The sequence below is a fragment of the Mucilaginibacter koreensis genome (genome assembly GCF_054783355.1).
The window spans coordinates 1,149,224-1,173,793 of the sequence record NZ_BAAGQS010000001.1; the positions used below are offsets into that span (position 1 = coordinate 1,149,224).

A 24,570-nucleotide genomic window follows, 5' to 3' on the forward strand; every position below is an offset into this window, starting at 1 on the left:
TGTCATAAATTTAAATCATCACTTAACCCAAAAATGAAAATCTGCACCAGAATACTTTTAGCAGTAATTTTACTTACCTCTCAGTTGGCTAAAGCCCAGCAACAGCCGGAAAGTGTACTTACCCTAAAAGATGCACTCAACTATTCGCTACGCAATAACAGCGCGGTAAACAAATCGCGGCTTGATATTGAGCGGGCCAGATATGTAGTGGAAGAAACCCGCGCTCAGGCCCTGCCACAATTGAATGTAAACGGCTCAATAACCGATCAGTTGATTATTCCGAAACTGGTATTTAATGGCCAGGTAGTAAGTTTAGGTACCAAGTACAACGCAATTGGTCAGGCCAACTTCAGTCAAAAATTATTTGATAAGCAGGTGTTTACCGGCTTGCAGGCTTCACAAGCCAGCGTTGATTTTTACCGCTTAACCAGCCAGCAAACCGAAGAAAACACCATTGAGCAGGTGGCCTCCGCTTACTACCAGTATTTGGTAACCCGCGAGCAACTGGCTGTGGTAGATTCCAACATCAATTCAACCCGCCGTGTAGAAAAAATTATTGCTACTCAATACAAGAACGGCTTAGCCAAAAAAATTGATTTAGACCGTGTTCAGGTAAACATTACCAATTTGAATACGCAACGTGAGCAATTGCTAAACGCTATTGCGCAAGGAGAAAATACCCTTAAGTACTATATGGGTATGTCGGTAAATGCAGTGATCAATATACCACAGGCTGAGCTTCAAAGCGTTAAAACGGCAGCTGCCCGCGATTTGGACAGCATCAACACCGCAAATTTGATTGACTATAAGGTACTTAAAAAGCAAGAGGAATTACTGCAGTATCAGAAAAAAGCCTATCAGGCACAATATTACCCCTCGTTATCTTTTACCGCCAATTATTCTCAAAACGGCTTAAGTCCGAATTTCGACCTCTTCAATTTTACCCGTAACAGCGGCGCCTATTGGTACGGCTCATCAGCTATCGGTCTAACTTTGAGTATCCCGGTATTTGATGGATTTGCCCGCCGTTCAAGGGTTAGGGAGGCTAATGTAGATATCTTGAAGATCCGTGAAGATATCAGAAATACATCCAATGCTTTGAACCTGGCACATAAAAATGCACAGATACAAATTAATAACAGCTTAAATACCATTTCGCTGCAAAACGCAAATGTGCGCCTGGCCAACGAGGTGTATACCAGCACCCAAAACAACTACAACAATGGCTTGGCTTCGTTAACTGATTTACTGGATGCACAAAATGCTTTAGTATCAGCACAAAACAGTTATAACCAGGCACTTTTGAATTACAAAATAGCTGAAATAGAATTAATCAAATCCAACGGAAACATCAAAACCTTATTAAACTAAACTAATGAAAAAAACCATTTTAACTATTGTTATTGTTGCCGCCATTTTAGCAGGAATAGTAGTTGTACTCAATAAAAATAAAAAGAAGAACGAATCGGTAACTGCAGAAGTAGCTAAAGGCAGCGGAGATGCCGTAGTAAACGTAGCCCAGGTTAAACGCACAGCCGTGGATTTAAACTTCAGCGTGAACGGAACTCTTGCTGCTGACCAGTCGCTTGATTTTATGGCAGAAAACTCCGGCCGTATTACCCGTCTGTTGGTAGATGTGGGCAGCCGCGTAAGCAGAGGGCAGGTAATTGCTGTATTAGATGCTGAATTATTACGCACTGACTTAGAAGCAGCCCAGGCTACTTACCAAAATGCCCAACGTGATGCACAACGTTATCAAAGCTCATTTACTACCGGCGGTGTAACCCAGCAACAACTGGATCGTGCTAATTTAGATTTGCGTACGGCCCAAACCCGTTTGCAAAGTGCGCGCCGCCGCATCAGCGATGCCAGCATCAAGGCGCCTATCAATGGCATTATCAACCAGCGTTATATTGAACAGGGCGCTTATGTTGGTCCTGGTACCAAATTATTTGAAATTGTTGATGCTTCTAAGCTGAAACTGAAAGTAAACGTAAACGAATCGCAGGTAGCCAACCTGAGGATGGGCCAATCGGCTAAGATTTTATCAGGCGTATTTCCGGACCAGCAGTTTAGCGGTACGGTAAGCTTTATTGCAGCCAAAGGCGATAATACATTGAATTTCCCGGTAGAAGTAAAATTAAACAGCAACCCCGGCAACAAACTAAAAGCCGGTATGTATGCCACCGCCGTTTTTGAATTTGCCAAAGAAAAACCGTCAATTACTGTCCCTCGTGGTGCCTTTGTAGGTAGTGTGAGTAGTAACGAAATTTATGTGTTGGACAACGGCAACACCGCCCGTACCCGCAAAGTCGTATCTGGCCGTATCATTGGCGACCAGGTAGAAATTTTACAAGGCCTTCAGGAAGGTGAAACTGTAATTACCAGCGGTCAGATCAATTTAACTGACGGCGCTAAAGTATCTATTCAAAAATAAAGCATTATGAAAATAGCTGAAATTTCAATTAAGCGCCCCAGTTTGGTTATCGTAGTGTTTACTGCGCTAACTTTGTTAGGGCTGCTGAGCTACTTTACTTTAAACTACGAGTTGCTGCCGAAGTTTACTTCTAACGTAGTCACCATCAGTACCATTTACCCCGGTGCTGCACCTTCTGAGGTAGAAAATACTGTAACTAAAAAGATTGAGGATGCGGTATCTACATTAGAGAACGTAAAACGCCTTAACTCTTCATCATTTGAGGGGCTATCGCTTGTAACCATCACTCTGAACACCGGCGCTGATGTAAACCAGGCGCTGAATGATGCGGTACGTAAGGTAAACGCTATACAGGCAGATCTACCGGCCACGGTGAAAACTCCGGCGCTGAACAAGTTTTCGTTAGATGACCTGCCGGTAATGACCTTATCTGCAACCTCATCGAAACTAAACAGTGCACAGTTTTATGATTTGATGGACAAACGTATTGCCCCAATCGTTTCGCGTGTAAAAGGGGTGGCTCAAGTGAACCTGGTTGGTGGACAAGAACGTGAGATTCAAGTAAACCTGGATGCCAACAAAGTTCAAGGTTACGGTCTGTCCGTACCTGCTATCCAAATGGCTATACTTAGTTCCAATTTGGATTTTCCTACTGGTGGTGTCAAAACTGCCAGCCAGAATATTCGCATCCGCTTGTCGGGCAAATACACCAGTTTAGACGATTTACGCAACTTGGTAGTTGGTAACTCTGTAAATGGCGGTCAGATTCGCTTAGGCGATATTGCCGAGATACAGGATACCCAGCAGGACGTAGATAAGATTGCCCGTTTTAACCGTACCAGCACCATCGTTATGCAGGTACTGAAGCAATCAGATGCCAACGCGGTAGGGGTAAGCGAGGGTATATCGAAAACACTGAAACAAGTTGAACAGGAGTATGCCAACACCGGTATAAAGCTAACTATCGCCAATGATACTTCGACTTATACCTTACAATCAGCAGAAGCCGTAATTCACGATTTAATATTGGCTGTAGTGCTGGTAGCATTCGTTATGTTGTTCTTCCTGCACAGCTTGCGTAACGCTTTGATTGTAATGGTTTCTATCCCGGCATCGTTAATAGCAACATTTATCGGGATGAGTATTTTCCACTATTCCTTAAACCTAATGTCACTGCTGGGCTTATCGCTGGTGGTAGGCATTTTGGTGGATGATGCCATTGTGGTACTGGAAAACATTTACCGCCACATGGAAATGGGTAAGAACCGTGTACGTGCGGCGTATGATGCCACCCGCGAGATTGGCTTTACCGTAATGTCTATCACCTTTGTAATTGTGGTGGTATTTTTACCTATCGCCATCAGTTCGGGCTTGGTAGCTGATATTTTGCGCCAGTTCTCTATGGTAATCGTAATTTCAACCTTACTGTCGTTGTTGTCATCATTTACCATCATTCCACTTTTATCATCGCGTTTCGGTAAGCTAGAGCACATTACCGGCAAAAACATTTTTGGCCGAATCATTTTAGGATTCGAAAAATTGCTGACCCGCTTTACCAACTTTATTACCGGAATTTTGGTGTGGTCATTAGCTCACCGTAAAACGGTATTAGGCTTAGTATTCCTGATGTTTATTGGTTCTTGCAGTATGCTGCCAGCCGGTTATATTGGTTCGGAGTTCTTCCCCAAAGGCGACCGCGGAGAGTTTTTAGTGCAGATTGAATTGCCTAAAGATGCCTCTATTGAGCAAAGTAACCAGATGATTCGCCGGGTAGAAAACTACCTGAGCAAACGCAAGGAGGTAACCTCAATGGTAACCACCGTTGGCCAGGCCAATGATGGTACTTTGGCTACCCAAGCCTCGCCTTACAAAGCCGAAGTCGACGTGAAGCTGGTACCCCGTACCGAGCGTGAAGACCAGTCGGATGTTTTGGCTGCTAAAATGAAACGCGAGATTGCACCGCTAGTGGTGGGAGCCAAATTGAAAACTGTTCCCGTAGGTATATTAGGTACAGCTGACCGTGCACCCATCGAGTTAGCCGTAATGGGACCTGAATTGGACAGCGTAATTGCTTTTGCTAAGGCGGCTGAAAGCAGTTTGGCTAAAATACCCGGCGCTACTGAAGTTAAACTTTCGGTGGAAACCGGTAACCCTGAAATTGACGTGAAGGTTGACCGCGATAAAATGGCAGCATTGGGATTAAGCTTGCAAACCGTAGGTGCTACTATGCAAACTGCATTCAGCGGAAACACCGACAGTAAATTTCGCGAAGGCGAATATGAATATGATATCGATATCAGGCTGCAAAATTTCAACCGTCGTAACATTGATGATGTGAAAAACCTGTTGTTTACCAACGCACAAGGCCAGCAAATCAAATTGGAGCAGTTTGCATCAGTCACCGTAGGTTCTGGCCCCAGCCAGTTGGACCGCCGCGATAAAATTACATCAGTATCTGTACAGGCACAAACCATTGGCCGCCCAACCGGTACGGTGGTATCTGAATGGACAGCCCAATTAGAAAAATTGAAGAAGCCGCTTGGTGTAAGCTATGTATTTGCCGGCGACCAGGAAAATCAGTCGGAAGGTTTTGGCTCATTAGGTTTAGCCTTATTAGCTTCTATCATGCTGGTATACTTTATTATGGTGGCTTTATATGACAACTTTATATATCCGTTTGTGGTAATGTTCTCTATACCGCTCTCGGTAATTGGTGCCTTGTTAGCCTTGGGCTTAACCAATAATGCGCTTAACATCTTTACGATTTTGGGTATGATTATGCTGATTGGTTTGGTAGCGAAGAACGCAATTATCCTGGTGGATTACACCAACCAAATGAAGGCTGAAGGCAAGTCGACATACGACGCTTTAATTTTAGCTAACCACGCACGTTTGCGCCCTATTTTGATGACTACCATCGCAATGGTAATTGGTATGGTGCCTATTGCAATTGCCAAAGGTGCCGGTGCCGAATGGAAAAACGGCCTGGCTTGGGTAATTATCGGTGGTTTATTGAGTTCCCTGTTCCTGACATTGATTATTGTACCGGTTATCTATCAGATTTTTGACCGCTGGGTATCCCGCGGCAAAGAGAAGAACAAAAAATCAATCGACGAGCTGATGCATGAAAATTATGAGCATCGCGATGTAAAAGAATATGAGCACGACCCCGAGTTGGTCTAAATCATAGTTTGTTTAATCTTAACGCAAAAGGCTGTTCGTTATATGAACAGCCTTTTGTTTTTATGCTTTAACTCACATGCTAAGCATGAAGCTTTTTCATTATAGCTTTTACCTTCTTTTGTCGCCTGCTACCTGCATCCAGCGCATCGTACACCAATCCGGCTGCAATTGCATACACTGCATGGTGTAAAACGTCTATGCCTATCTCTTTAGGTTCTTCTTCATTAATAGGAGGGGCCACATCATATTTTGGCAACATTACTTGCTCAGTTCCCCAAACTGCACCAAAGTGCAAAAGGGTAGCAGGGATGCCTTTCAAACCGGTTAAACCAATCAACCCGCGGGCCACGCCCCATGCTGTACCGTAAGCCCAATGTATTTCATTACTAAGCTTATCTTTTTCACCCTCGTTAGCAGGTGCTGCGCCGGTTACTTCAGATGCTACCTTAACAGGAGCCTCACTTGCTTCACGACCGGTAATTTTCATTTCAATGGCTTGCGATATACTGATGGCTAGGGTACCGGCCAGGCCGGCCAGTATGCCTTTGCCTATAGTGCTGCCTAATTCGCCAAATACATTTTCTTCTTTTAGCTTCATCATCAATTGTTTACAGCTAAACACAGCATCACCCAAATTGATTTAAGCAAACAAACTTACATGGTTTCTTTCAAACAAGCAACACTAACAGGTGTTAGTTCAACACATACATTAGAATGTTAACTATGGCAAATCAGTCAATCTCCAAAAAGATAAATTTTACCAAGCCATTCTGGCAATCACTGGGCTTAGGCCTGCTGGCTGGCATGCGTTCAGCATCGGCACCTGCCATAACCAGTCATATATTGAGCCACCATCAATCCGAAGCATTGGGAAACTCGCCACTTAAATTCATGCAGTCAGAAAAGGTAGCAACCGCCCTTAAGTTTTTTGCAGTGCAGGAATTTGTAGGTGATAAGATACCTGGCGTTCCCGATCGGATTAAGCCGCTCAGTGTTGGTTTCAGAGTCGCTTCAGGTGCACTGTCGGGCGCAAGTATTTATAAAGCTAATGGCAGTAATGCTGTAGCAGGCGCATTAATTGGTGGCTCGGCTGCCGCAATTTCTACTTTTGCATCTTTCTTCATTCGCAAATCAACGGTAAAGCACACTACGTTGATTGACCCGGTTGTGGGGAGTTTGGAAGATGCGCTGGTATTGGGTGCAGGCATAGGTTTAACGAAGGCCGCTTAATTTGTAACTGCTTGTATGGCTTGCTGAGAACTTTCTTCTGCATCAGTTCTGAATTTTGGAAGGCTGTGCGGATAATTTGTCTGGATAAATGTGATCAGGTTTTCGCGAATGTAGCAGCGCAGGTCAAACGCTTCTGATGAGTTTTTAGAGCTCATTAAAAAGCGTATTTCCATTGTTTTCTCTTTAGCATCAGTTACCTGCACGGCGTTTACTTTACCATCCCAAAGTGGAGATGCTGTTAGCAGACGCATAAATTCTGCCCTGATGGGCTCAAGCGGCAGGCTGTAATCCATGTACAAAAATACAGTCCCTAAAATTTCGGCCGAAATGCGTGTCCAGTTTTGAAAGGGTTTTTGAATAAAGTAATTGATAGGTAATATCAAGCGTCGCTGATCCCAAATGCGCAGCACTACATAAGTTAAAGTGATATCCTCCACACGGCCCCATTCGCCCTCTACTACCAGTACATCATCAATACGTATGGGTTGGGTAAAAGCAATCTGAAAGCCGGCCAACAAATTACCCAGCGAGGTTTGCGCCGCCAAACCCACAAATATACTACCTATGCCCACACCGGTTAGCAAGCCGGTACCAATCTTTCGCAGGCCGCTAAAGCTTAACAGAATAATGGCGATGGTTACGAAAATGATGACGATAACCAGCAGTTTGCGAATGAACTGTATCTGTGTGCGGATTTTCCGCTCCTTTAAATTGTCGGTTTTACTGAGGTCATAGGTATGATATACATAGTCTTCAAACACACGGATAGCCCTGATGAGCAAACTGGCAAAACTTATGGTGAGGGCAATGTCTACTATACGATCAAGCGGGGCGAAGTATAGTTTGTTCATCCGCATTAAAGGCAGCGTGATGTTGAGCACAAACAATGGAAAAAAATAAGTTACAACCGGGCCTAAATGTTTTTTCAGCGATAGGAGAAACGAATACTTTGCCTCCCGGTCTGCAAAGCTGCGAATTATTAAACCCAGGATTAGTTTAATTGCCAGACCGATAAAGAGGGAAGCCGCGATGACACCCAGATTCCAGATGAACGCTGGCATATGGATAAACAGTTCTTGCAAATCGGGCGGTAACTTGCTCGGAAAATTCATTAGGAGTGGAACAGTTTCAAGTAAAATATTTTATACAGAATGTGAAAATCACACTTTTGTTTTCAATTAAAGTTGATGAGGCCCAACACACCAAACTTATCGTTTAACTAACCATTTACCTCAAAGCAAATTAATTGCGATAATTAACAATATATCAATGAGTTAACCGTTTAATATTCGTAAGATTTTCAAGCTGATATCGAACAATTTTTTAACTGTCAACCATACGTAAAAACGGAGTTTCAAATGCGTTTAACCCCTGTCAGTTTCGTATATTTGTTGCAGCAAAAAAGCTAAAGATATTTAAAATACTTCTAAAGTTAGAGGTGATTGTTTTAGAGTGATTGAAACAGGTCGGGATTTATTTCCGGCCTGTTTTTTTTATGCCATTTTTGTTTCCACCATTACATTTCCAACCAGCACTTTGTGTATTGGGCAGGCATCGGCAATTTGCTCCAACCGCTTTTTCTGTTCTTCGGTCACGTTCCCCTTTACTTCAATGTTCCGGGTAATCAAAGTACCGCCTTCAACTTTGTAAATGGCCAGATCAATCAGTATCTCATCTACAATCCACATTTTGCGCTCAATGTACATGCGCAAAGTAATAGAGGTGCAGCTGCCTAAGCTGGCCAGCAACAGCCCGAATGGAGCCATACCGGTATCTGTACCTTGCATACTTTCAGGTTCATCGGCTATAAGGGTGTGGTGGCCGCTGCTAACAATGGTTTGGTATTGGGTACGTGCCATGCGCACACCGGCGGTAGCAATTGGCGCTGTTTGAGTGTTCATGATGTGATAAAGCAATAACCCGCGGGCATGTTTGCCGAAGATTAATTTTGAACCATATCCAGCAACGACCAGCTTTTCTGATCATCACGCGGTCCACCTCTGTATTTCATTTTCACAAAATACGAAATTCTGGTATTGTCGCCTTCCTGCGTTTCTGTTTCGGTTTTGATGGTATATACTGAATCGGCATCATGCGCAAACTGGTAACCCTCAGCAGAAAACTGCAAATACTCGCCGGATTTATCGCGGATGTATTGCTTCGCAACTGTGTAAGTTTCTTCGCTGTTGGGCATACCATTATCTGCAGCAGTGGAGGCTTCTGAATGCTCCGGAAAAACGAAACGGACAATTACAATACCAAACACGAGTAAACCAGCAAACAACAGCCATACGCCGTTACGTGCGGTTTTTTCATGATGTGATGGGGAAGGGTTAGGTTGATTTTGCATATATGGATGTATTATCTTTTAATAGAAATCATAACACCTGCGGGCGCCGTCAAACCTGCGGTCAACGTTGGCACGAGATGGTAACGTGGTTTGGTAGCTTAAACTTCCTTCGGAGGTTCCGCTGGTGTTACTATAATTGAGCCGCGATGTAGGCGCATCATGGCTTAAGCCAAAGCGAAGCTTTTCGCCACCTTCCCGGCTGATGGATAAATCAAATATTAAGGATAAGACCACGGCACTCGGGCCGCTTTGCCCGCCTGAGCGATACCATAAGCCGGCGCTTATGCTTCTGCGCTTATATTCCAAGCCGGCGTTGATTGATTGAGCCTGCGACTGCTTATACACTACCACGGACGGAATAATATAGGACTTATCGTCCTCATCATAATTTCCGTAAGGATCCAGATCCCAGCGATAGCTTAGATGACCGGTAACACGCATGGGCAATTTTGCCGGCGAACCGGTAAACGACTCGTTAGGACGGTTGATATGCTGCAAAGCGCCCCCCAGCATAAAACTGCCGGCTACCAGGTTGATACCTGCACCAGAGTCGAAGTAAAATCGATTATTAAATTGTGGTAAATCGGCCGAGGTTGCACTACCCGGTATATATCCCAACCGAGGGTCAATCTGATCACCGAATATGAGTTTACTGTAATCAACCGATCGGTTAGTTATCCCTGCCTGTAAGCCGAACGACAGTACAAAATCATCAGACCCCACACTATAAGAATAAATGGCCGCAATGTTATTTTTCTTGAGAAAAGCTGTTCCTTCGCTGCTGCGCGTAAACAACAGCCCTAGGCCACCACCAAATTGCGGAACATTATAATCGATTGATGCCGACACATAATTTAGCCCTCCGGGCACTGATGACCACTGGTTACGATAAATTAAGTTCATCCTCAAATCACCTTCAAACTGACCGTTAAGGGCGGGGTTTAAGTAAACAGGCGAATTAAAAAATTGCGAATACAAATGATCCTGCCCGAAACTATGCATTCGCCATAGGGTAAAAATTATCAATATCAATAACTTTCTTTTCATCTGCACTTATCTATCTTATCAAGTTGATTACACCTGTACGCTTTGGCACGCCGTTGTTATAGCTCATTCCTTTCCACTCGTTACCGTTGATGAATGTGGCCGACATTTGCCATATGTATACCCCTTGCTGTACCGGTTGCCCTTTAAAAGTACCATCCCAGCCCTCAATAGGTTCACCTTTGGCATCTAGTTTCGTAGATTCCCAAATCATCTGTCCGTAGTTATTAAATATTTGCAGACGATAAGCTTTAATGCCTGAGCCTTTTGCTTTGAATATGCGCAGCTCGTCGGTGGTACTGGTAGGAATAAATGCATTAGGCACAAATAACTGCCCCGGAACACCGGTGATGCGCACATGCCTTGTTTTGAATGAAGGGCAGCCTGAACCATCTGAAGTAGTTAAAGTAACCGAATAGCGCCCGGTATCAGCATACGTGTGTGTGGCATTACGGGTAAATTCCGCTGGTGAACCATCACCAAATGTCCATCGCCAATTGGTAGGCACTGTGCCGGACGTTTCATCCGTGAAAGTGAACTTGTAACTTGGTATGTTAATTACCGTATCAGGATTTACACTGAAATCGGTATTAGGTGGCGCCGAAACGGTGATGTAAGCCGATTTACGCACAATATCGGCGCAGCCTGTAACCATATTAGTAGCGGTTAAAGTAACTGTATACTTACCAGGCGCTGTATACGTATGTTTAGGAGCGAAGCTGTTATCTATTCCTTTGTTATCACCAAAATCCCATACATAAGTTAATGACTGCGCAGGCGTGCCGGCCGGGTCTTTTGGCGTTAGGTTGTTAAATTGTACCGTTAAACTGCTGCAAGCAGTAGTCTTATCAGCCGAAAAATTAGGAGCAGGCGCACCGTAAGCAGTTACGGTTTTTTCTGTAGAGGTTACACCGGCGGGCTTACAGGCACTTATTGCCGTAATTTTGATACCATATTTACCTGCCGTTTTCAAGGCGTATGACAGCTCTGCGGTGGTTGCCGGAATGGTTTCGGTAGCAGCAGTAGTCTGGTTAGTAATAGTATAATAATACTGCGTACCACCTGCAGTAGCGTTTTGTAAAATAATATTATCCCCTGCACAATATGATGTTTTAGGATCTTTAATGGCAAATATCGGCACTACATCAGGCGGCGATACGGTGTACTGGAAAGTAACGCTGTTGTTGGTATTGCCGCAATTGTCAGTCACTTTTAAATATATGCTATACTTTTTGCTGGTTGTGGTAGCCGTAAGCGGCGCTAATGTTGGTGGGGTAGCATCATTCATGATAACGCTGCGCGCAACACCGGTACTTAAATCAGTAATGATATACTCGTAAGATTTATTATTACTTCCTGGCAAAGGAGATTCAACCACCGGTGTAAAAGGAGAACAACCTGAAAGTACACCAGGGTTCAGCGATGCTACCGGTTTAGCCGGACTGATTAAAATTTCTTTTTCAGCAGTGGTGAGTATACTGCAGTTACTTGTAATTCTTAACGCCACCTTATAAGTTATGTCTTTAGAAGCGGATGCGGCAAAAGTGTAAGTCAGGTTAAACTGATTCGAAACTTTAACGCCATCTACATACCATTCAAAAGAAGTACCTGAAGGGGGAGTAGTAACATTACCGAAAGAAGTGTTTTTAAACGTGATAGACGTCGGGCCGCAGTTGCTGCTTAATGGCGAAGTAAAAGCAGGCTGTACATCCAGTCTGTCAGTAACGGTTATTTCATCAGACTGGATGCCACAGGTGGGAGTGGCAACTGTCCAACGGAACGTGTAAGTAACACCAGGGGTAATATTGTTCACGATAGTTGATGCATTATGTATATCAGCTATGGTGGCGCCTGAATTGGTCGGGGACACGATGCTCCAGGTACCGGTATATGTACCCGGATCGAGCGCGCTGAGTACCATTGATGTAACATTACAAGGCGGCACCACCGGATTGATTTTCACATTGGCCAGTGCCGGGTTAACTGTTACCACGCTCACAGTTGAGTAAGCAAAATTACAACTGCCACTTTTAACCACAGCACGATAGTAGGTAGTGCTGGTAAGATTATTAAAAGTTACTGAGTTATTGGTAGTAGCAATTGCCACTACAGACGAAACAAAGTTATCCGTTGAACCTTCCCATCTGATGACCGCCCCAGTATTACCGCTTAGGTTGATGGTGCCGCTGTTAGCCCCCGCACATACCGGCGCTACTGTAGAAGTGGCACCACCCACACTTTGCTTATCTACCTGCAAATTCAAAACATCTTCGGTTGGTGTACAACCTTCGGCTGCGTCTATCCTCCATCTCAGTTGATAAGCCGTTCCGGGTATTAAGTTTCTAACAATTGCTTTAGGATCATGAATATCTGAAAACTGCACTGTTTTGCCGGTAAGTTCTGTCCAGGTACCACTTCCAGGCCCGGCATCGTTACCCTGCAGCTGATAATCTGTTACGTTACAAACCGGTGTTCTTAAGTTGCTGATTACGGCCTGTACGGGTGCCGGTTTTAGTGTACGGGTAACGGTAATGGTATTTCCGGCACAGCCTGCACTATTATAAACCGTAATATTGTAAGTAACTACAGCAACATCGGTAGTACTGTTGTTGACTAACACATCGGCAATCGAAGTGCGACTTACAGGGTTAGTTGCTGAAGTATTACCGCTTACATTCCCGGTAACAGTGCTTGTCCAGGTATAACCTGCACCTGTGATGTTTGACGACAAATCGATATTAGCGGGCTGACCGCTGCAAATATCTAAGGCTAATTTCGTTGTTGTAACTGTGGGCAACGGCGATACTGTTACCGTTAATGTAAAGGGGGAACCTGTACATCCCTGGGCAATTGGTGTAATGATATAAGTTACGATTCCGGCTGTAGTGCCATTTACAGCGAGTATATCTTTAATACTACTACCACTGCCGCTGGCACTAAAGCCGCTCACATTGGCCGAACTGGCTGTCCAGCTAAAAGTGGCTGTGGCTACATTGCTGGTAATGGTATAATCCATGGCTTGCCCGCTGCAGCGCACATAAGTAGCCGGGCTGTTTATTACCGGCTGGGGCAGTATGTTAATGGTAACCGGCCTGTCAATCACACTGCAAACGCCTGATAGAGTAGTAGTGGCATGCAATGTTAAAGTCACCTTACCGGCTGCAATATCAGTTGCAGAAAATGTATAAGTCGGGTTCATTGCATTCGCATCAGAAAACTTGCCTCCGGTTGAAGTTTGCCATGTAAAAGTAGCACCACTACCCACTTTTGCATTGCTCAGTGCGATTAGCTTATCGCTGCTGCAAACCGGGTCATAGCTGCCGGGGTCAACCACGGGTGCATCCTGAAAGGTAAGCTGCTGGCTGGCCGTTACAGAGCCGCACTGGTTTTTATGAACTACCGAAACGGTATAAGTGGCATTATCATGAAAAATAATACTTGGATACTGGGTATTGGCATTCGTACCGGCTGTAAATTCGTAGTTACCGCCAGTTACGTTCCAGGTGTAAGTATCGGTTAGCGGCACTGCTGTACCTGTAAATACAGTTTTGGTATCCACAACATCGGGGCTAAAAGCAATAGCTACATCTTTACTACATAATGATTTGTTTCCGGTCATTACTGCGGTTGGAGGGGCATCAACAATAATCGTTTTTTCCGGGCTGAATACTTGCGCACAGTCGCCAGAGGTAATGGCTGAAGTAATTGTGTAAACTCCCGCAGCAGTAAATGCAAACTGAGGAGCAACACCAGTATAGGTTTTAGTAGTTGCCGCACCTTTCACTGTCCATGTATACACAGGTGCAACACCGCAACGGTTGTCTATCACCGATTTATCAACCGGGGTTACCGTTGAACTCAGGCAAATTCTGGCAGGCACCTCAAAGTCTGGCTTGGGAGGATCCTGAACGCAGAAATTGAAGGTAATGGGTGCAGCAAAATCACAAATACCGGTACTGCCCAGCAGTTCCAAAGAGAGTGTATGATTACCGGCTGGTATTAATTTTTTTAAGGAAGTAGTTAGCGGAACATTCCGCAATACATATTCACCATCCAGTTTCCAGTTATACCGGGCGCTGGTATTGATACAGTTTAATGCTCCGCCTGTTAAGTTCTGACCTGGGTAAGAATCATTGGTAAAAGTTATTTCTTTATTTGAGCAACCGTTGCTTGGCCCTGTAATTCTATTGTAGGGGTTGATGTATACCTTGGCAGCAGTATTAAAAGGCTGCCCGTAAACACCAGAACAATATGGAGTTTGAATATATTCGTTAATAGGATATCCTCCGCTTCCCTGCTTTCCGCACGAGCTTTCTGAGTACACATGTGATATATTGTAATTTGCAGCTTGCAGGTCGCATATGCTTAGCCTGGCAACTGTGCCATCCCCAAAATCTACATTATATATATTACCCGGATAGTTATCGGCAAGCCCGTCTGGTGAGATACGGATTACCGCTTTATTCCGGTTCTCAATCAGGCACAAATCAAGTGCACCCGATGCGCCAACGTTATTGGTTACAGTATTGTTAATCAGTTGATAAGCATAGGTTCCTACTGATACGCCGTTAAAAGCCTTCTCAATAATAGTATAATTTGTGGCATCGGCTGTGAAATCTACATAACCTCCCGCCGGGTACTTAACTGTGGATACCGAACTTTTTTCGTTATAAAAGAGAGTGGTTGCACTGCCTGACCCAATAGGCAAAGATGAACTTGAAGTTTCACTAAAAAAGAACTGCTTGTTTGCTTCACCGGCAGCGCAATACCCAAAAACCTGGTGAAAGTTTGGGCTGGTAGGGCTTTCATTAATAAAATTGCCTCCCAAACCAGCAGTTACCGAAGCGCCGGCATTAATAGTAATTGGATTTGATGCTGCGCTAATGGTAGCAGGCCTGGTTGTTTTGATACGCAGGCGATAACCCACCCCGGGAACAGTACCGGCCGGAATCACGCCGTTTACAAACGTGGCATAAAAGCCGGTAAACACCCCAATTCGTTTTTCAGCAGCAAAATTACCGGTGGCATCTGACAGGTAAAGTTCGTAAACGTTATCCTGGGCAACACAGCCGGTGCTGTAATCCACTTTAAAGGGTACTGCTATGGTTGAACCCGGCGTATACTGACCGGCATCTACATCATGAAAAGTAATAGTTTGTGCCGATGCAGATATAAGTGTAAACATTACACTAACGATGCATAAGCATAGTGTTCTCCATAACCCGGAAAATCTTTTGTGCATTAAAGGGTGCGCGTAAAAAGTTTAATCAATATACTTCAACTCAATCAGGACACTAAGAAACAAAAATATTATGGCTACTTATTATAATACTTAGCCTTTTATACAATATTTTTGAACTTAATTACTACTTTATACGGCAACCAACAAAAAATGTTACAGGAAGAAAAGATATATTTTGAAAAGAAATATGAATAATAATTAATAATTAATGACTGCTTCCAAAGAATAAATAGGCTACAAAAATGGCTGCTACAATTCCTGCTGCATCTGCTATCAGTCCGGCAGGAATGGCGTACCGTGATTTCTTTATACCCACAGAACCAAAATACAATGCCACTATGTAAAATGTGGTATCAGCCGAACCGTTGAAGATACTGCCCAGGCGCCCCGCGAAACTGTCGGGCCCAAAGGTTTTCATCACATCAATCATCATGGCCTTCGAACCTGAGCCGCTGAGGGGCTTCAGATAAGCTACCGGCATAGCATCTACAAAACGTGTATCAAGTCCGCATCGGGCAACAGCCCATTTCACACCACTATTTACATAATCCAAAGCACCACAGTTGCGAAATACGCTGATGGCTACCAGCATGGCAACCAGGTAGGGGATAATTTTAATAGTTACTTCGAAGCCGCTTTTGGCGCCATCAATAAAGGCTTCGAAAATATTTACCTTTTTACGCAATCCGCCTAAAATAAATATTACAGGAATGCTATATAATAGTACACTGCTAATTAATGTGGATACCAAAGTAATCTGCTCATGTGATAGCTGTGTGGTAAAATACCATATCAATAATGCGATAACTCCCGTTAAACCGCCCAGCCATAACAATATAACCCGGTCAAACAGATTAATTTTTTGCCTGATGGCTACGGCCAGCATGCCCACTACTGTAGCCACATAGGTGGCTATAATACATGGAAGAAATACATCCGCCGGATTTTGCGCATGTAATATAGCCCGCTGCGCAATAATGGTAACCGGCAACAATTGCAAACCAGAGGTATGCAGCACCAAAAACATAATCTGCGCATTAGATGCCGTCTCTTTGTTGGGATTTAACTCTTGTAAACTGGCCATTGCTTTTAAACCCAGCGGAGTAGCAGCATTATCCAAGCCCAGCAAATTGGCCGAAAAGTTCATCATCATTTGCCCGGTAGCAGGATGATTTTTGGGAACCTCCGGAAACAAACGTTGAAAAAAGGGGCCAACAATGCGGGATAAGAAGTTAATAGCTCCGGCTTTTTCTCCAATATTCATTACACCCAGCCAAAATACCATTACACCGGTTAAGGGCAAAGCAATATCCATAACTGCTGATTTGGATGAACTGAATAAGCCATCAACCAATACACTGAAAGCATCAGTTTGACCTAAAAGCGCCAGTTTAAATAGTGCAACAACAAATGCAACAATAAAGAAACCTACCCAGATATAATTTAAAGCCATGCTTCAATATTACTTCTTTTTACGATACAATTAATGTTCAGTCCTACTTTTTTGCTGTTCAAAAGCTTAATTTAGCACACACAATTAGCTATGGCAACAATAGAATTAAAAAGGGTATCGGGCTTATTTGGCTTCGAAGCCCATGACGAAAACGGACACACTGTTAAAATGGATAGCAGCCCCGAGAGTGGCGGCGAGAATTATGGCGTGCGCCCTATGCAAATGCTGCTGATGGGCTTGGGCGGCTGCTCAGCCATTGATGTGATCATGATCTTAAACAAGCAAAAGCAGCAGGTGCAGGATTACCGTATGGTGATTTCCGGTGATCGCGAACCGGGCAAAGAACCATCTTTATGGAAAAACGTCAATATTGAGTTTCACCTCTATGGCGATATCAATGAGGATAAAGCTAAAAAAGCAGTTGAGCTGTCTATAGATAAGTATTGTTCAGTGGCCGCCACTTTAGAAAAGTCGGGCACCGAAATCAAATGGCAGGTATTCATACATCCGGCTCAATAAGTTAAATCATTTTAAACTCTACTATGTCCAATACATCAGATAAGCTCAGCCAGGCTATCCGCATTCGTGCAGATAAAACACCGGAGCGTGAGCATTCTACGCCTTTATACTTAACCAGCAGCTTTACATTTGATGATGCCGAAAGCATGCGTGCGGCATTCGCCGAAGAAACAGACGATAACATTTACAGCCGCTACAGTAACCCTACGGTTGATGAATTTATAGATAAGATGTGCATGCTGGAAGGGGCTGAAGCCGGCTTTGCCACTTCATCGGGTATGAGCGCGGTGTTTGCTTCCATTTTTTCATTATTACAGCAGGGTGATCATTTGCTGTGCTGCAGTTCGGTTTTCGGCAGTACGTTTACTTTGGTTACCAAGTACCTGCCTAAATATGGCATCAGCTGCACATTAGTTCCAGCCAATGACAGCGACGCATGGGAAAAGGCCATTCAGCCCAATACTAAAATGATGTATCTGGAAACGCCAACTAATCCGCAGCTTGAGGTTATAGATTTAGAGTGGGCCGGCCAGTTTGCTCAAAAGCATAACATTATTCTTAATGTAGATAATTGCTTTGCCACCCCTTTATTACAACGCCCTATAGAGTACGGTGCACACCTGGTGGTGCACTCGGCTACTAAATGGATTGATGGGCAGGGCAGGGTTATGGGCGGCGTAATTGTTGGCAATGCCGATTTGGTTCGTGATATCTACTTATTTTGCCGCAACACCGGACCGTCACTATCGCCTTTCAATGCCTGGGTATTAAGCAAAAGCCTCGAAACTTTGGATGTGCGTATGCAAAGACACTGTGAGAACGCCATGAAAGTTGCAGAAGCTTTGCAAAGCATGCCACAAATTACCTGGGTGAAGTATCCGTTTTTGAAAGGACATCCGCAATATGATATTGCTGTTAAACAAATGAGTGCAGGCGGTGGTGTATTGTGTTTTGAACTGAAAGGTGGCTTAGATGCCGGTCGCAAATTTCTCGACAGTTTACAGATGCTCTCGGTAACACCAAATTTAGGTGATAGCCGTAGTATTGCATCTCATCCGGCCAGTACCACGCATTTCAAACTTACAGAGCAGGAACGCCTATCTGTAGGTATAACCCCTGGTTTAATACGTATTTCGGTAGGCTTGGAAAAAGTTGATGATATTATTAATGATATCGCCCAGGCAATGAACAGCTGATATAGCATTTTCAATACAGAAAATTAATGCCTTTGCCCGTTATGTGTTTAATTTGATACATATCGGGCATTTTGCTTTATGGAAACGTTTTTGAGTTTTCCACATACTTTTCTATCACAAGTCCGCAACTTTAGCTATTGTGTTATGTCTTCATTGTCAGCATGATATGCTTAAGTATTACAACTGTTAACATAATCTTAATACAGGAAACGAACGGCAATTGTAACATACCTGTTACCAAAACTGGCATTATGCTTGTCAAAAGGTGCTCGTGTTCGAATACATAATATGTATAACGAACCATCCACTTAATATCAAACATATGAACAGTACATTTAAAAAATCTGCTTTGATGGTAGCAGCGGTTCTTACCGGCAGCCAGTTGATGGCACAAACCATTACTTCAACTACAGACACTACTACTTACACTAAAGATTATGTACAGCCATTTGCAGGTGGCAGCGCTTACCGCAACTGGTCAATCGGTTTACATGGCGGCATGATCAGCCCATGGACTCCGTTGAGAGGCAAACAAGATTTTGTAACGCCTAATGAGCAATGGGGCTACGGTGGTTATGTAAAATATCAATTATTACCAGCTTTGGGTTTTCAGGCTGATTTCTTTAAAGGCCACCTGCAAGGTACTACGCCACAGCAACCAACCAACCTGGTTAAATTCAGAACTGATATTAAATATGCGGTTGACTTAAGCGCAAACATTACAATCGCTAACATCAACTGGCGCCACAATCATGGAGCTATTCAGCCTTATGTAACCGTTGGTGGTGGTTCTATCGCTTATGCGCCTAAATTATATACAGCTGATGGACGCACCGTTCAGTACAACAGCGATGGTCGCAACATCAACCAATTCTACATTCCGTTGGGTGTTGGCTTAAAAGTTGGTTTAGCGCCTGGTATCAATTTAGATTTGGGTTACCAGGTTAACTTTATGGATGGCGATAACATTGATGGTTATACTTACGGTGGCCGCAATGACCAGTTTGCTTATGCACACGCCGGTTTGGAATTTGCATTAGGCAAACGCTCAAAACCACAATTAGCTAATCACAACCCGGTATCTTCAATGCGTACTGAGTACTTAAGCAAAACCAATGCTTTAGCCGGTGAGTTGGCTCAACAGCGTATGATGAACGAACAATTACGCAATGATTTGAATACTACTAATGCAAACCTGGCTCGTTTAACCGCTGATACAGATGGCGATGGTGTACCTGATGCTTACGATAAATGCCCTAACACTCAAAGAGGTGTTAAAGTAGATGGTTCAGGTTGCCCACTGCCAACCCCTGTTACTAAAGTATATGTAACTGAAGAAGACCGCAAGGTGGTACGTGAAGCGATCAAAAACCTAGAGTTTGATTTTGGTAAAGCAACTATTAAAGAACATTCTCTGTCCAGTTTAGATCGTGTAGCTGACATTTTAACCAGCAAAAACTTTAGCTTGAAATTAGCAGGCCATACCGATAACGTAGGTTCTGATGCTGCTAACCTAAAATTATCTAAAGACCGTGCAGAATCAGTGAAAGAATATTTAGTAAGCAAAGGCGCCAATCCTTCACGAATAGAAGCGGTAGGTTATGGTGAAACACAACCAATTGCTTCTAATAAAACAGACGCCGGTCGTCAGAAAAACCGTCGTGTAGAGTTTACTTTATATTAATCAGTAAGCTTTTATAAAACACAAAAGGCCGCATAATGCGGCCTTTTGTGTTTTATAACTATTGGTTTAAAATTCAAAAAAGTCTGCCAAACCTCCCATATACACATCATTCCAGCCATCGGTAATATCTGTGTAGGCATCATCAGGAATATTGGTTTGCCTCACTTCAACAGAAGTTCCTTGCTTATCCGGGTGGAGTTTGATAGTCACGATGGAAGGTTCGTCCTGCCCATCAAAATACCATTGCTGCACTACTTTTTTATTGGTTTCAAACTCCAGATTTTTTCCTACAATACTGCCGTCCCACAAGGAAAACTCCGTGTTGGGCGTAGTTGACATTTGTGCCGGATCGCCCGTCCATAGCTGTAAAGTAACAGGATTGGTGATGGCGCTATATACATCCTCGGGTGGTGCCGGCAACAGGTAGTACTTCTTAAAATCTTTCATGCTGCAAGTTGCACATTTTAACATTTAAATTATAAACTCAATCTGCATTCGGCGGTTTATGTACATACTATGCAAAAAATTGTGCTGCTGCGCCACGGCGAAAGCTTATGGAACCAGGAAAACCGCTTTACAGGCTGGACGGATGTAGATTTATCGGAAGAAGGATTCAGGCAGGCCCGGCATGCCGGTCAGCTACTAAACAGTAACGGCTATAAGTTTGATATTGGCTTCACTTCCATTTTAAAGCGCTCGATTAAAACCATGCATACGGTGTTGGAGGAAATGGATTTGATGTGGATACCCGTGCAAAAATCATGGCGTTTAAATGAGCGTTTTTACGGCGCTTTGCAGGGCTTAAACAAGGCAGAAACCATTGCCAAGTATGGCGAAGAACAGGTTCATAAATGGCGCCGCGATCCGCATGAGCATCCGCCTGCCATAACTAAAGATGATGACCGTTACCCCGGCAATCATTATCGTTATAAAGACCTGACTGACCGCGAATTACCTCTTACGGAAAATTTGAGCGAAACCATGAACCGGGTGTTACCGTTCTGGCTGGAAACTATTGTAACCGCCATGCGGCAAAATTTAAAGGTTGTAGTTTGCGCACATGGCAACAGTTTAAGAGCGCTGATACAGTACATTGATAATTTAAGCGACGAAGAAGTAACCGATTTAGACATACCCACAGGCGTACCATTGGTCTATGAGCTGGATCATGGCCTGAACCGGATACAACATTACTACATTAAATGATTATAATTTTTATTATATCATTCTGTTATAATCTAAAAGAGCCATGCATGTGCATGGCTCTTTTAGATTATTTGGGTTTGATTACTCTTGAATAGCCAGGCCCCAATCACGCCCCTTATCTACAGCCGGAACACCTTTGTCCATCCAAACCGGCATCGGTGCACCTTTCAGGTAATGATCAAAAAACTGCGCTTCTCGGATAGAGATATCTTTGCGGTTTTTGCGTTGTACCAGGTTATGGGCTTCATCATTATATTGTAACAACCAAACCGGTTTACCTAAACGGCGCAATGCTGTAAACATCTCAATGCCCTGATACCATGGCACGGCGCCATCCGCATCGTTCGACATAATTACCACAGGCGTTTTCACCTTGGGTAACTGGAACAATGGCGAGTTTTCGATATAAAGATTAGTATTGCTCCACAAATCAGTACCAATACGGCTCTGGCCATGCTCATACTGCATTTCGCGGCTAATGCCGGTTTCCCAGCGTATGCCATCGTAAGCTGAAGTCATGTTGGCTACCGGGGCACCTGCCCATGCTGCTGCATACATATTAGTTTGCGTTATCAGATAAGCCACCTGATAACCGCCCCAGCTCTGACCTTGTATGCCAATGTGCGCTGCATCTACCCATGAATTTTTCTTTAAGCTTTCTACACCTGAATTAATGAATTCAACAGCTGATGCACCCGGGTGGCCAGTCTCGTAGCTCACATCAGGAGCAAACACCAGATATCCATTACTTACAAAATAGGAGATAGGCAAACGCGATGGTGTAGGTGCGGGCGGCACGTAGCTGTACAAACCTTCAGATAGCTTTTCATAAAAATATACCAGCATCGGGTATTTTTTCATTGGGTCGAAATTTTCAGGTTTGTATAAAATTCCGGCCGATTTATAACCTTTAGGCGTGGTCCAATGTACCAATTCTGCTGTACCCCAGTTGTATTGAGCTTGCTGAGGGTTTATAGCACTCAGTTGTGTTTCCTGTTTAAGGTTATCAGATAGATATAAATCAGGAGAGTTTTGATAATTGGCTTTAGTATAAATATATACGTTTGCATCTTTAGCTTTCACCAAACCGGCATAGCTGTAAGGGGCCATTACCAATTTTTCGGGTGCTTTACTACTGCCCAAAGTGGTTTTATAATATCCCCATTGTTTTGTGTCATCGTTTTGTGTGAGCAGGTACAGTGGTTTTTTTGTTGGAATTAACCGGTCATCGTCATCGCCGCCCCCAGCAAACCGACCACCTGCAGCAGCCGGATTGGTATAGCGGAATATCAAATGATTTTTACGGCCCATACCTTTTGTTAGATTAGCAGTAGCGCCGGTCGCCGGGTCAATGCCCCAGATGTCGTAGCGATCATACAACAGTACATATTTATCGCCTTCCGTCCATCCCGAAATGCCATAGGCTTTCGGATCATCCGGTACGTCATTATCTTCTTCGCCCATTTTTACACCGGTGCGCGAGGTGAGGTTTAGTACTTTGCCGGTAGCAATGGCATAGCTGTACCAGTTTTGGCTTTTAGGATCGAACCACACAACATAATTTCCGGCTGGCGATATACTGTAACGGGTTTTCATGCGGGTATTCATGCGCTTACGCTCACCCGTGCGGGTATCAATCAAAAACGCTTCCTGCCTGCTGCTGCCTTCCCATTGGGCCGGTACGCGTGCACCAGTATCAGTTACGCCCAAAGCATAGCGGCTATCATTGTTCATGGCCAGCATTACGTCTTGAATACCTTTATCAGCCAATGGTATGGTTCTTTTACCGGCTTCGCCGGGGTAAATAACCGCCAAATAGCTGCGGCGCAGCTCGCGCTGTAAGTTTTTCAACTGTTGCGGTTGCAGGTAATCATCTTTATAATTCCAAATATCCAGTTTGGCGGTTTCAAAATCAACCAGTGTGGTATCAATAGGTTTGGGGATAGGGGCAGTGCCAAAAAACAATTTGCTACCGTTTTTGCTGAAGTATACCCGCCCATCGCCGCTCACTGCCCATTTATCTGGCATACCTGCTGAACCGGGTGCGGCTAATACTGAGGCACTGTCGGCACCTACATGGTAGTAATATAATTTATAAGGTTTTACCGGTGCACGTTCGGGGTTCTTCTCGGCACAAAATGCCAGTTGCTTGCCATCTTCATCAAATGCTATTGATTTATATGTTCCACGACCGGTGCTTACTTCTTTCAGTTCATCCTTGTTGATATCATAGATATAAACACCCGATTTAACTTTTGCATTTCGGCGTGGCGCAGTAACTGCAAAAGCCAGCAGTTTACCATCTTTACTTAATTGATAATCGGTCACATAATCAAAGGTTCGGTATTTATTACTGGTCAGTTGCCTTACGGTTAAGTTAGCGCCTTCGCGGGTGGGCGCTGCAATGGTGGTGGCAATTGCCTTTCGGGATGTATCACCGGCTGCAGGTTTGCGTACAGTATCGGATGGTGCCAGGTAAGCAATTACAGAGGCCTTTTCGGCTACTTTAAATGAGCGTACGCCTGCAATTTTTGTGACGTTGTTGCTACCGAGTGTTATGATACCTAATGTATCTTTCGGAAACTCGTTTGGCTTTTTCTTTTTAATGCGCGCCTGGCGTGTATCGCTGTAAAAGGCCCGGATCAGGAAAATTCCGTATTTGGAATCGTTAGTAATACGCGCAGTATCACCTCTTGGTATTTGCAGTTTGCTGCTACCGTTTACATTGGTGATGTACAAGTTTGCATCACCCTGTTGTGGTTTTACTGCATATACCACCCATTTACCGTTATTACTGATGCGCTCGTTGCTGATGCTTTGCCAGCCATCATACACCGAATGGTCGATAGGTTTTTTGGGCGACGTTTGCGCAAAGCTTTGAAACGCTGTTGCTGCAATAAGCCCTGTGGTAAGTAAAAATTTATGCATATTTAGTTTAGCTGTAATTACGCTACTAAATATGCATAAATTTTAAGTTAGCATCTTAAATATTCAATATTGTTACAAGTAATCTGCCTTTGGTTTTA

17 protein-coding genes are annotated in these 24,570 nt (G+C 43.9%); 8 read left to right on the forward strand and 9 right to left on the reverse strand.

Annotation, left to right across the window (positions count from 1 at the left end; genetic code table 11):
- Positions 1–33 precede the first annotated feature (33 nt).
- From ACYVNW_RS05145 to ACYVNW_RS05155, 3 genes are read left to right on the forward strand one after another with little or no spacing between them, the layout of a single operon-like run.
- A complete protein-coding gene (locus ACYVNW_RS05145; protein ID WP_460678772.1) occupies positions 34–1,371 on the forward strand; it encodes a TolC family protein in 1,338 nt (445 codons plus the stop codon).
- 4 nt (positions 1,372–1,375) lie between these two features.
- On the forward strand, positions 1,376–2,437 hold the full coding sequence (locus ACYVNW_RS05150) for an efflux RND transporter periplasmic adaptor subunit (protein WP_460678773.1): 1,062 nt from the start codon (positions 1,376–1,378) through the stop codon (positions 2,435–2,437).
- Positions 2,438–2,443: 6 nt separating this feature from the next.
- Positions 2,444–5,620: an efflux RND transporter permease subunit gene (locus ACYVNW_RS05155; protein WP_460678774.1), complete on the forward strand. Its 3,177-nt coding sequence runs from the start codon at positions 2,444–2,446 to the stop codon at positions 5,618–5,620.
- Positions 5,621–5,699: 79 nt separating this feature from the next.
- Here the strand turns inward: ACYVNW_RS05155 and ACYVNW_RS05160 are convergent, their stop codons facing one another.
- Positions 5,700–6,221, reverse strand: coding sequence for a hypothetical protein (locus tag ACYVNW_RS05160; protein WP_460678775.1), 522 nt, complete (start codon positions 6,219–6,221; stop codon positions 5,700–5,702).
- A gap of 122 nt (positions 6,222–6,343) precedes the next feature.
- Between ACYVNW_RS05160 and ACYVNW_RS05165 the strand changes: the two genes are divergently transcribed.
- The gene (locus ACYVNW_RS05165) at positions 6,344–6,850 is read left to right on the forward strand and encodes a DUF4126 family protein (RefSeq protein WP_460678776.1); all 507 of its coding nucleotides are present in this window, start codon (positions 6,344–6,346) and stop codon (positions 6,848–6,850) included.
- Here ACYVNW_RS05165 and ACYVNW_RS05170 read toward each other — a convergent pair.
- From ACYVNW_RS05170 to ACYVNW_RS05195, 6 genes are all read right to left on the reverse strand, one after another.
- A complete protein-coding gene (locus ACYVNW_RS05170; RefSeq protein WP_460678777.1) occupies positions 6,847–7,962 on the reverse strand; it encodes a mechanosensitive ion channel family protein in 1,116 nt (371 codons plus the stop codon). The genes ACYVNW_RS05165 and ACYVNW_RS05170 overlap by 4 nt on opposite strands.
- Before the next feature lie 381 nt (positions 7,963–8,343).
- Entirely contained in the window at positions 8,344–8,751 is a 408-nt protein-coding gene (locus ACYVNW_RS05175; RefSeq protein ID WP_460678778.1) for an OsmC family protein, read from the reverse strand.
- Positions 8,752–8,792: 41 nt separating this feature from the next.
- On the reverse strand, positions 8,793–9,200 hold the full coding sequence (locus ACYVNW_RS05180) for a hypothetical protein (RefSeq protein WP_460678779.1): 408 nt from the start codon (positions 9,198–9,200) through the stop codon (positions 8,793–8,795).
- A gap of 18 nt (positions 9,201–9,218) precedes the next feature.
- A complete protein-coding gene (locus tag ACYVNW_RS05185) occupies positions 9,219–10,247 on the reverse strand; it encodes a PorP/SprF family type IX secretion system membrane protein (RefSeq protein ID WP_460678780.1) in 1,029 nt (342 codons plus the stop codon).
- Between the two features lie 10 nt (positions 10,248–10,257).
- Positions 10,258–15,429, reverse strand: coding sequence for a PKD domain-containing protein (locus ACYVNW_RS05190; RefSeq protein WP_460678781.1), 5,172 nt, complete (start codon positions 15,427–15,429; stop codon positions 10,258–10,260).
- A gap of 262 nt (positions 15,430–15,691) precedes the next feature.
- Complete coding sequence (locus ACYVNW_RS05195) at positions 15,692–16,939, reverse strand: nucleoside recognition domain-containing protein (protein WP_460678782.1); 1,248 nt, start codon at positions 16,937–16,939, stop codon at positions 15,692–15,694.
- 90 nt (positions 16,940–17,029) lie between these two features.
- Here ACYVNW_RS05195 and ACYVNW_RS05200 point away from each other — a divergent pair, with 90 nt between their 5' ends.
- The 3 genes from ACYVNW_RS05200 to ACYVNW_RS05210 all read left to right on the forward strand — a co-directional run bounded on the left by ACYVNW_RS05200 (position 17,030) and on the right by ACYVNW_RS05210 (position 20,338).
- Positions 17,030–17,458 (forward strand): OsmC family protein, encoded by a 429-nt coding sequence (locus tag ACYVNW_RS05200; RefSeq protein WP_460678783.1) that lies wholly within the window; start codon positions 17,030–17,032, stop codon positions 17,456–17,458.
- A 23-nt stretch (positions 17,459–17,481) separates the two neighbouring features.
- Positions 17,482–18,654: a trans-sulfuration enzyme family protein gene (locus ACYVNW_RS05205; protein ID WP_460678784.1), complete on the forward strand. Its 1,173-nt coding sequence runs from the start codon at positions 17,482–17,484 to the stop codon at positions 18,652–18,654.
- 322 nt (positions 18,655–18,976) lie between these two features.
- Positions 18,977–20,338 (forward strand): OmpA family protein, encoded by a 1,362-nt coding sequence (locus tag ACYVNW_RS05210; protein ID WP_460678785.1) that lies wholly within the window; start codon positions 18,977–18,979, stop codon positions 20,336–20,338.
- 66 nt (positions 20,339–20,404) lie between these two features.
- Here ACYVNW_RS05210 and ACYVNW_RS05215 read toward each other — a convergent pair whose 3' ends face one another.
- Positions 20,405–20,785 carry an SRPBCC domain-containing protein gene (locus ACYVNW_RS05215; RefSeq protein ID WP_460678786.1) on the reverse strand — a complete coding sequence of 127 codons (381 nt, stop codon included), beginning with the start codon at positions 20,783–20,785 and terminating at the stop codon, positions 20,405–20,407.
- Between the two features lie 69 nt (positions 20,786–20,854).
- On the opposite strand from ACYVNW_RS05215, the gene gpmA reads away from it, so the two are divergent.
- A complete protein-coding gene (gene gpmA / locus ACYVNW_RS05220) occupies positions 20,855–21,544 on the forward strand; it encodes a 2,3-diphosphoglycerate-dependent phosphoglycerate mutase (protein WP_460678787.1) in 690 nt (229 codons plus the stop codon).
- 81 nt (positions 21,545–21,625) lie between these two features.
- Here gpmA and ACYVNW_RS05225 read toward each other — a convergent pair whose 3' ends face one another.
- A complete protein-coding gene (locus tag ACYVNW_RS05225) occupies positions 21,626–24,472 on the reverse strand; it encodes an alpha/beta hydrolase family protein (RefSeq protein WP_460678788.1) in 2,847 nt (948 codons plus the stop codon).
- Positions 24,473–24,570 lie beyond the last annotated feature (98 nt).